9 protein-coding genes are annotated in these 9,234 nt (G+C 73.5%); 6 read left to right on the forward strand and 3 right to left on the reverse strand.

What is annotated here, in order from left to right; translation table 11 throughout:
* Positions 1-157 precede the first annotated feature (157 nt).
* On the forward strand, positions 158-1,129 hold the full coding sequence (locus AB0I18_RS50730; protein ID WP_363112661.1) for a YafY family protein: 972 nt from the start codon (positions 158-160) through the stop codon (positions 1,127-1,129).
* 52 nt (positions 1,130-1,181) lie between these two features.
* Here the strand turns inward: AB0I18_RS50730 and AB0I18_RS50735 are convergent, their stop codons facing one another.
* On the reverse strand, positions 1,182-2,150 hold the full coding sequence (locus AB0I18_RS50735; RefSeq protein WP_363112662.1) for an SDR family oxidoreductase: 969 nt from the start codon (positions 2,148-2,150) through the stop codon (positions 1,182-1,184).
* A 202-nt stretch (positions 2,151-2,352) separates the two neighbouring features.
* Here AB0I18_RS50735 and AB0I18_RS50740 point away from each other — a divergent pair, with 202 nt between their 5' ends.
* Complete coding sequence (locus AB0I18_RS50740; RefSeq protein ID WP_363112669.1) at positions 2,353-2,871, forward strand: DUF4240 domain-containing protein; 519 nt, start codon at positions 2,353-2,355, stop codon at positions 2,869-2,871.
* Between the two features lie 47 nt (positions 2,872-2,918).
* On the opposite strand, the gene AB0I18_RS50745 is transcribed toward AB0I18_RS50740, so the two are convergent.
* Positions 2,919-3,749 carry a peptidoglycan recognition protein gene (locus AB0I18_RS50745; RefSeq protein ID WP_363112663.1) on the reverse strand — a complete coding sequence of 277 codons (831 nt, stop codon included), beginning with the start codon at positions 3,747-3,749 and terminating at the stop codon, positions 2,919-2,921.
* Positions 3,750-3,942: 193 nt separating this feature from the next.
* On the opposite strand from AB0I18_RS50745, the gene AB0I18_RS50750 reads away from it, so the two are divergent.
* The gene (locus AB0I18_RS50750) at positions 3,943-5,127 is read left to right on the forward strand and encodes a MarP family serine protease (protein ID WP_363112664.1); all 1,185 of its coding nucleotides are present in this window, start codon (positions 3,943-3,945) and stop codon (positions 5,125-5,127) included.
* A gap of 144 nt (positions 5,128-5,271) precedes the next feature.
* Complete coding sequence (locus AB0I18_RS50755) at positions 5,272-5,928, forward strand: TetR family transcriptional regulator (protein WP_363112665.1); 657 nt, start codon at positions 5,272-5,274, stop codon at positions 5,926-5,928.
* A 46-nt stretch (positions 5,929-5,974) separates the two neighbouring features.
* Here AB0I18_RS50755 and AB0I18_RS50760 read toward each other — a convergent pair whose 3' ends face one another.
* Positions 5,975-6,463, reverse strand: coding sequence for a GNAT family N-acetyltransferase (locus AB0I18_RS50760; RefSeq protein WP_363112666.1), 489 nt, complete (start codon positions 6,461-6,463; stop codon positions 5,975-5,977).
* A 126-nt stretch (positions 6,464-6,589) separates the two neighbouring features.
* Here AB0I18_RS50760 and AB0I18_RS50765 point away from each other — a divergent pair, with 126 nt between their 5' ends.
* Together AB0I18_RS50765 and AB0I18_RS50770 are read left to right on the forward strand one after the other, a co-directional pair.
* The gene (locus AB0I18_RS50765; protein WP_363112667.1) at positions 6,590-7,489 is read left to right on the forward strand and encodes a TIGR01777 family oxidoreductase; all 900 of its coding nucleotides are present in this window, start codon (positions 6,590-6,592) and stop codon (positions 7,487-7,489) included.
* Between the two features lie 149 nt (positions 7,490-7,638).
* Positions 7,639-9,003: an NAD(P)/FAD-dependent oxidoreductase gene (locus tag AB0I18_RS50770; protein WP_363112668.1), complete on the forward strand. Its 1,365-nt coding sequence runs from the start codon at positions 7,639-7,641 to the stop codon at positions 9,001-9,003.
* Positions 9,004-9,234 lie beyond the last annotated feature (231 nt).

The raw sequence follows: 9,234 nt of genomic DNA on the forward strand, positions 1-9,234 counted from the left end.
GAGCGGCGATCGGATACCCCGTCGCGGCACCGACCCCACCACCCACCACCCCAGGGGCGCGAGGAACTGCGCGACCAGCCCCCACCGAACCCGCACCAGAACAACCGCCCAACCGCCGGAGGCAACCCGCAGACAAACAACCCGGCATCATGAAGACATGCGCGCTGCCCGCCTCATCAAGATGGTGCTGCTCCTCCAGTCCCGGCCCTCCATGACCGCCGCCGAACTGGCCCAAGAGCTCGAGGTCTCCGAGCGCACGATCACAAGGGACGCGCAGGCACTGTCGGAGGCCGGCGTCCCGGTCTACGCCGACCGCGGCCGCACCGGCGGCTACCGCCTGATCGGCGGCTACCGAACCCGGCTCACAGGCCTGGCCCGCACCGAGGCCGAGGCCCTGTTCCTGTCCGGCGTACCGGGCGCGCTACGGGAGATGGGCCTTGAGGACGCCGCCTCAGCCGCCCGGCTGAAGGTGTCCGCCGCCCTCCTCCCCTCCCTCCGCGACGCCTCGCACACCGCCACCCAGCGCTTCCACCTGGACGCACCCGCCTGGTTCGCCGAGCCGAAGACCCCCCACCTGCTGCCCGCGATCGCGGAAGCGGTCTGGGACGACCGCCGGATCACCGCCCGCTACCGACGCCAGGAGGCCGACGTGGAGCGCGAGTTGGAGCCGTACGGACTCGTCCTCAAGGCCGGCGTCTGGTACGTCTGCGCCCGCGTCCCGACCCCCGGCTCCTTCCGGGTCTACCGCATCGACCGCTTCACGGCGGTGGAACCCGGCAGCGAACGCTTCGCCCGCGACGAGGCATTCGACCTGCCGGGCTTCTGGGCGGAGCGGGCGACCCAGTTCGCCCGCTCGATCCTGCGGACCACGATCGTGGTGCGGCTCACCGAGGCGGGCGCGCGCCGGCTGAAGTACACCGTCGACCCCCTCTCCGCCCAGGAGACCCTGGCCGAGGCCGCCCCGCCCGACGCCGAGGGCCGGGTGACGATCACCCTGCCGGTCGAGTCACACGACGTCGCGTACACCCAGTTCCTCACGCTCGGCCCGGAGGCGGAGGTCCTGGAACCGCCCGAGCTCCGCAAACGCTTCGCGGAGGCGGCGGCCCGGACGGCGGCGTACTACCGATAGACGACCGGGCGCCCAGACAGCCAGGCGCCCAGACGACCAGACGACCGAGCGGCTACCGGTATCCCGTGACGTCCGCGGGCTTACCCGCCTGCTCCACCTCCATGATGTACCGCCACGCGTCCGGCGCCGACCCGTCCGCGTCCGTGAACCCGTACTCCTGGGCGAGACCGCCGCTGGACAGCGACCGCCCGTTCCAGCGCGCCACACCGGCATCGGCGGCGAGCGCGACCACCGCCCGCCCGACGTACGTGGGCGACTCGGAGATCGCGAAGTGCGGAGCGACCGCACAGGCGTCCCGCCAGTTCTCCTCCGTCACCTTGAACGCGGTGTCGAGCATCGCCTCGGACCGCAGCCAGCCCGGCGTGAGGCAGACCGCCGTACAGCCGTGCTCCTTCAGCTCCTCCCCCAGGTCGTACGCCATACGGATGGGCGCCGTCTTGGCCAGGTCGTAGAAGAAGGGCCGCCGGTAGCTCCGGTTGGACTCCTCCGTACCGTCCGTGACCTCGACGAGCAGCCCACCGCGGTTGCGCACGAGGAGCGGCAGCGCGCAGTGGCTGGTGACGACGTGCGACTCGACACCGAGGCGCAGGACCCGCAGCCCCTTGTCGAGATCGATGTCCCACATGTCGGGCTGTTCGTTCGCCCCCATGTCGAGGTGGACGTCACCGCCCCAGAGATCGTTGACGAGGATGTCGAGACGTCCCTGTTCACGGTCGACGCGGTCGACGAGCGCCCGTACCTGCTCCGGCTCCAGGTGATCCGTCGGCACGGCGATCCCCCGGCCGACACCGCCGACCGCCTCGGCGGCCGCGTCGACCAGCTCGGCCGTCTCCTCGATGGTCTCGGTGGCCCGGCCGACCTCGCTGACGTGCTCGCGGGTCGTCCGCCCCGTCACGTACACCGTGGCCCCGGCGCGCCCCAGCTCCACCGCCATGGCCCGCCCGGCACCGCGCGTGGCACCCGCGACCAGGGCGATCTTCCCCCTGAGCGGCTGTGCGCCCTTCTGTACTGCTTCCTGCACCGATTCCTGCACTGATTCCCGTGTTGATCCCTGTACTGATTCCCGAGCTGATTCCCCTGCTGTCTCCATACGTCGAGCATCCCGCCGAAAGGCGACACCCGCTGTCGGGCTTTCCACGGACTTTCCGCAGGCATGTGCGCACATAACGATGTGCTCGCCCCCGGGTGCGCGGGCCGGTCAGAGGCCCGATGCTTGTCCCGTGATGGACGAGACGGAGTTCTGGGAGCTGGTGGACGCGACCCGCGAGGCCGCCGAGGGCGACCCCGAGGAGCAGGCCGACCTGCTCGTCGAGCGGCTCCTCCAGCGGGATCCGGAGGAGGTCCTGGACTTCGCCCGTCATTTCGAGGCCCGCTACAACCGCGCGTACACCTGGGAGCTGTGGGGCGCCGCCTGGATCCTGCTCGACGGGGCGAGCGACGACGCCTTCGACTTCTTCCGCTGCTGGCTGATCGGCCAGGGCCGGGAGGTGTACGAGGGTGCCGTGCACGATCCCGACAAGCTCGCCGATCTCCTCGCGGAATTCGACGACGAGGTCGACGGGGACGGCGAGGAGCTGGGTTACGCGGCGGACGAGGCGTACGAGCAGCTCACCGGCGCGGTCGCCCCGGACCTGGGTATCCCGCCCGCGCCCTCGGAACCGCTGGGCACCGCCCTCGACCTGGAGAACCAGGCCCTGCTGGCGGAACGTTTCCCACGGCTGTGGGACCGTTTCGCGGACTGACGACTGCCTACCGGCCACCAGCTCACCGCGAGGGTACGGAACCGGCCCTACCGCCTGCCCTGGAGGTGGGCCGCGCGTTCCCTGATCTCGGGCAGCCGGGCCATCAGGGCCGCGCCGGGGCACGCGGTCCAGTAGCCGTCGGTGTGGCCCGAGACGGCCGTGAAGGTGCCGCGGGTGCCGGCCGCGTACCTGCTCAGGCTGTTGGTGGAGACCAGCCGTACCGGGGAGCGCGGGTCGATGTCCACGAGGCCCAGTTTCCAGGCGGCGACGGCCGCTATGGCGTCGGTCATGGCCTTGGGGACCGGTACTCCGGCGGTGAAGGTCCCTATCGCCGCGATGCCGGTCGTGCCCACGTTGAACCCCTGGGTGTGCGCGCCGACGACGGCGCGGTCGGCGCCGCCCGCCCGGCCCTCGTAGACGGTGCCGCAGCGGTCGACGAGGAAGTTGTAGCCGATGTCGTCCCAGTGCCGGTCCCCGGCCTGCCCCGCGTACAGGTAGCGGATGATCCGGGGCGCGTCCGCGCAGTCGTACCCGTTCGGCGAGTCGGTGTGGTGCACGAACACGGCGGACACCCGGCCCGCGTACCGGGTGGGCGGCCGGGTGTAGGCGGCGTCGCCCAGCCAGCGCTCCCTGGGCACGATGACGGGCCGCGCGGCCCGGTGTCCCACGCCCGCCCGGGCCGCGACGGGGCGCCCGGAGTCGTCCGGCGTCCGGTCGACGCCCACCGCGCACAGGACCAGCGCGAGGGCGGCCGCGAGCCCGGGGACACAGGCCAGCGCCCTGCGCGCGGGACGCGGGACACGTGCCGCGAGCGGCGGACGCGCTCCGCCCGCCGGCCGGGCGCCGGCCGGGCGCCCGGGCATTCGGAGGGCACACATGAGATCCACTCTCGGGGACACCCGGACCGCCCGCGATGTGTGCTGTGCCACCCGGTGGAACCAACGCCCCGGTCCGGTACGTTTCTACAGGTCCACGCACACGTGCCGGTTTTCCGGTTCCACGCGCGCGTGCCTGATCACTGGGCCCGCCCAGCGCGTACTAAAGGGCCAGGCCCAAGAGAAAGGGAGCTCCGTGGACCTGCTCGACATCCTGCTGTTGCTGGTGATCCTCGGCTATGCGGCATCCGGTTACCGGCGCGGACTGGTGGCGGGCTGCGTCTCACTGGCCGGTTTCGTCGGCGGTGCCGCCATCGGCGTGTGGGTGCTGCCCTGGACCATGGACCTCGTGACCGCGGGGACCACCACGGCGACGGTCACCGCGGTGCTCACCGTGCTGCTGCCCGCCGTGGTGGGCCACGAGCTGGCGGGCCGGCTGGCCCTGCGGCTGCGCCGCGAGCTGGACCAGGGCCCGCTGCGGGTGGCCGACGGAGTGGGCGGGGCCGCCGCCAACACGGTGGCCGTGCTGATCGTGGCGTGGGTCGCCGCGAGCGTCCTCGGCGCCTCGGCCTCCCCCGTGGTCACCTCGTCGATCCGCAACTCGGCGCTGCTCGGCGCGGTGCAGGACACCATGCCGGAGACCACCCCGGCCTGGTTCTCCCGCGCCACCTCGGCGCTCACGGAGGCGGGCTTCCCGCAGGTCTTCAACCCGTTCGAGAACGAGCCCGCCGCCACCGTCGCCAGGCCCTCCGGGGACAGCGTCACCTCGGCCGCCACCCGGGCCGCACAGCGCTCCACCGTGAAGGTCGAGGGCGTCTCGGGCAACCAGGGCCGTGAGGGCAGCGGTTTCGTGTACGCGGCCGAGCACGTGATGACCAACGCCCACGTGGTGGCGGGCATCGACGAGCCGACCGTACGCGTGGGCGGCACGGGCCGGGCGTACGAGGCGAGGGTCGTCCTCTTCGACCCGCAGAAGGACGTGGCCGTACTCGACGTACCGGGCCTCGACGCCCCCGTGCTGCCCTTCGACAACAGCGCGGCCCGCGACGACGCGGCCGTGGTCGCGGGCTACCCGGAGGACGGCGGCCTGGACCTCCAGGCGGCCACCGTCGCGAACAAGATCAACGCGCGGGGCCAGAACATCTACGGCTCCGACACGGTCACGCGCGAGATCTACTCCATCCGTTCCACGGTCCGCCCCGGCAACTCGGGCGGCCCGCTGCTGACCACCGAGGGCAAGGTGTACGGCGTCGTCTTCGCCCGCTCCACCAGCGACGCCGAGACGGGCTACGTCCTGACCGCCGACGAGGTCGCGGACGACGCCCGGCAAGCGGCGAGGGCCGGGAACCCCGTGGACACCGGCGACCTCGTCACGTCCTGAGCCGCGGCCCGCGGCCTGCCGCCCCGCCGACGCGAGCCCGGCCGCCCGACGACTCGGCGGCGGCCGCCCACGGCACGCCACCTGGCATGTTTCGCCGATAAGGCAAAACATGCCCCATCCCTCTCCCGGCGTACTCTTCCTCGCGTGAGCACCAATTCGTCCCAGCCGACCAGGACCCTGTCGCTGACCGAACGCCGCAAGGCGGCCACCCAGCTCGACATCGCCCGCGCCGCCGCCGAACTCTTCACCGAGCGCGGTCCCGACGGCACCACGGCCGAGGAGATCGCCCAGCGCGCCGGCGTCGCGCTGCGCACCTTCTACCGCTACTTCCGCAACAAGCAGGACGCCGTCGGCCCGCTGTTCGCCATCGGCGGCGACCACTGGCGCGAGCGGCTGGCGGCGACCGAACCGGGCACCGCGCTCCCCAGGGCACTGGAGTCGGCCGTCACCGCGACCCTGACCGTCCCGCACGAGGCCAAGGCGGACGGCCTGCGCTGGACCCGGGGCCTGCTGCGGGCGGCCGCCGGGGACCCGGCGCTGCGCGCGGTCTGGTACCGCGTGAACCAGGAGTCCGAGGACCGGCTCATCCCGCTCGTGGCCCGACTGGCGGGCGACGCCGACCCGTTGGAGATCCGCCTCGCCGCCGCGGCCGCCACGGACGCGATCCGGGTCGCCCTGGAGACGTGGGCCGAGTCGGACGCGGATGTCGAGGGCCCGGGCTCCCCGGCGGAGCTGGCGCTGCGCTGCCTGCGTGAACTGACGGGCGGGCTGCGGTTGCTGACGGAGCCTCAGAAGAGCTGACCGCCGGGCCGGAGAGCTGATGCTGACAGCCGGGCCGGTCGGGCGGTCAGAGGCCGCGCCCCATGAGCACGTCGTCCACGTACTCCCCGTCCAGAAAGAACTCCCCGGGCTGGACCCCCTCGACCACGAAGCCCTCCGACTCGTACAGCTTGCGGGCCGGGGTGTTGTGTCCGAGGACGCGCAGCGTGATCCGGCGGGCGCCCTGGCGGCTGGCCTCCCCGATCACCGCACGGACCAGTGCCCGGCCCACGCCGTTGCCGCGTACCTCGTCGGAGACGGCGAGGCCCTGGATCTGCCGGACGTGCGCGTTGGAGAGGAGCGGAGTGGGGAAACCGAGCCGTACGTAGCCGACGATGCGCCCGCCCACCTCCGCGACCAGATGGTCGTGGGGGCCGAAGCGCTCGTTGAAGAACGGCTCGTACGGCGGCTGCTCCCGAGGTCTGACCGCGTGCAGATAGGACCAGGTCGCACGGTCGAGGTGGCCCAGCGCCTCTTCGTCGTCGGGGAGGGCGGTGCGTATGTACGGCTCGGGCATGGGGGTCACTTTACGACTGGGGTAAGCCGGAGTGTCCGGTGTTTCGAACACGCTCGGCGGCCCTCGGTGTGATGCTTCGGTACCCCCTGAGGGTGCGCCGTGGGCACGTCGGCGGAGGATGGGGCCATGGAATCCTCCCGAATCGCCGTGGCCGGTGCGTCCGGCCTCATCGGTGGCGCGCTCGTGCGCTCCCTGACCGCGGACGGCCACGAGGTGGTGCGGCTGGTGCGCCGCACTCCCCGGGCGAAGGACGAGGTCGAGTGGGACCCGCAGCGGCAGTACGTCGACGCGGCGGGGCTGGCCGGCTGCGACGCCGTGGTGAACCTCGCCGGGGCCGGAGTCGGCGACCACCGCTGGACCGACGCGTACAAGCGGCAGATCCGTGACAGCCGGGTGCTCGGCACGGCCGCGCTCGCCGAGGCCGCCGCCTCCCTGGACCGGCCGCCGCGGGTCTTCCTGAACGGCAGCGCGATGGGCTTCTACGGAGAGACCGGCGATCGGGCCGTGGACGAGAGCGCGCCTCCGGGTGACGGGTTCCTGCCCTCGATGTGCGTGGAGTGGGAGGAGGCGGCGGCGCCCGCGCAGGAGGCCGGCGTACGGACCGTCTTCGCGCGCACCGGGCTCGTGGTGGCCGCGAAGGGCGGCGCCTGGGGGCGGCTCTTCCCGCTCTTCAAGGCGGGGCTGGGCGGGCGAATGGGCGACGGGCGGCAGTACTGGAGCTACATCGCGCTGCACGATCACGTGGCCGCGCTGCGGCATCTGCTCGACTCCGAGTCGCTGTCGGGCCCCTTCAACCTGACGGCTCCCGAGCCGCTCACCAACCGGGAGATCACGGCCGCGATGGGCCGCGTGCTGCACCGGCCCACGCTCTTCGCGGTGCCCTCGCCCGTCCTGAAGCTCGTGCTCGGCGAGATGGCCGGGGACGTCCTGGGCAGCCAACGGGTGCTTCCCGCACGGCTGTTGGAGTCCGGCTTCACCTTCGCGTTCCCGGGGATCGAGGAGGCGATCCGGGCAGCGCAGGCCTGACCGCATGCGACCGGCGTGCGACCGTGCCCTGCTCATGCGCGACTTCCCCTGACCGGTTACGGCCCTAGCCTCGTCCCGAACTCGGGTATTCCGGAAGCCCGCTCGGGGCATGAGGCCCCCAGCAGCCGCGCGACCTCGGGGAGGGGCACGTGCTTGAGCCCGCGTACCAGGCGGACGTCGTCATCGTGGGGGCCGGGGTCGCGGGACTCTCGGCCGCCCACCGGCTCAACAGCGCAGGTGTAACGACCGTTGTCCTGGAGGCCGCCCCTTACGTGGGCGGCCGTATGACGACCGAGAAGATCGACGGTTTCCGTCTCGACCGCATCGGCCAGCTCCTCTCCACGTCCTATCCCGAGCTGCGGCTGACCCCGGGCCTCGACGTCCTCGCCCTGCGTCCGTTCGCGCCGGGCGTACTCGTCCACGCCGACGGGCGCACCCACCGGGCGGGCGAACCCGCCGGGGGCGCACGGGGCGCACTCGATGCGGCGCGCGCCTTCGTGAGTCCTCCGCGCAGGCCCCGTCAGGCGGTCCAGGCCGGCGCTCCGCCCGTGTCGCGGGCCTTCCCGCCGCTCGGCGGCGCCCTCGACCAGGCCCGGCTCGCCGCGGCCCTCGGGCGGATCGCGACCGTTCCCGTGGAGCGGCTGCTGGCCCGCCCCGAGCGACCCGCGGGGCGTGCGCTGGCGGCCCGCGGCATGCCCGCCCGTACGGTCGAGGGTTTCCTGCGCCCGCTCCTCGCCGCGCTGCTCTGCGACCCGGATCTGACGACGTCCAGCCGGTGCGCGGACCTCGCCCTGCGCGCCTTCGCGGCCGGCCGCCTGTGCCTCCCGGAGGGCGGCGCCGACACCCTGCCGGAGCTCCTCGCGGCGGCCCTGCCACCCGGGACGGTCCGTACCGGGGTACGCGTCACCTCGGTGTCCACGACCTCCGTGACGACGGCGGAACACGGCGAACTCCGCTGCCGGGCCGTCCTGGTGGCGACCGACGCGCACGCCGCCGCCGAGCTGCTGCCCGGCCTGCGGGTGCCGCCGTTCCACCCGGTCACGGTGGTGCACCACACGGCGGACGAGGCACCGTCGGCGGAGGCGGCGCTGCTCCTGGACGCGGACCGCCGCGGCCCGGTGGCCCACACCGCCGTCATCAGCCAGGTCGACCCGTCCCGCGCCCCCGCGGGCCGCGCGCTGATCTCGTCCACCATCCTCGGCGCCCCGCCCGCGGACGCGGACCGGACCGTCCGCGCCCACCTGGCCACCCTCTACGGCACCGCCACACACCGCTGGGAGCTGCTGGCGATCCACCACACCCCGGCCGCCGTCCCCGCGATGCCGCCGCCGCACGATCTCCGCCGCCAGGTCCGCCTGCTGGCCGGCCTGTACGTCTGCGGGGACCACCGTGACACCAGCACGGTCCAGGGCGCCCTGCACTCGGGCCGCCGAGCCGCGGCAGCCCTCCTGACAGACCTCGGCGTCACCCCGGCGGCCGCCACCGCCCCGTTATCGACCCCGACGGCCGCGTAGCCGGGCGGGAGCCCGGGACGGAGGTCCCGTCGCGGGCAGGCCCGGTGCGGTGGTCGGCTGCTCCGGATGACGTGGCAGGCCGCCCGTGGGATCGGGCGGCCTGCCACGTGCTGCCTGTCGGACCCGGCCGCCACCGCGCCCCGCCAGGGGCCGCGGGGGTGATGGCGGCGCTCCGCGACGGCGACCAGATCACCTCCACCCACCGCGGGCACGGCCACGCCGTGGCCAAGG

It is taken from the genome of Streptomyces sp. NPDC050704, from assembly GCF_040654355.1.
Lineage (GTDB): Bacteria > Actinomycetota > Actinomycetes > Streptomycetales > Streptomycetaceae > Streptomyces.

Coding starts and splice junctions, on each gene's coding strand:
- AB0I18_RS50730 (WP_363112661.1), top strand. CDS start 158: ATGCGCGCTGCCCGCCTCATCAAGATGGTGCTGCTCCTCCAGTCCCGG.
- AB0I18_RS50740 (WP_363112669.1), top strand. CDS start 2,353: ATGGACGAGACGGAGTTCTGGGAGCTGGTGGACGCGACCCGCGAGGCC.
- AB0I18_RS50745 (WP_363112663.1), bottom strand. CDS start 3,749: ATGTGTGCCCTCCGAATGCCCGGGCGCCCGGCCGGCGCCCGGCCGGCG.
- AB0I18_RS50760 (WP_363112666.1), bottom strand. CDS start 6,463: ATGCCCGAGCCGTACATACGCACCGCCCTCCCCGACGACGAAGAGGCG.
- AB0I18_RS50765 (WP_363112667.1), top strand. CDS start 6,590: ATGGAATCCTCCCGAATCGCCGTGGCCGGTGCGTCCGGCCTCATCGGT.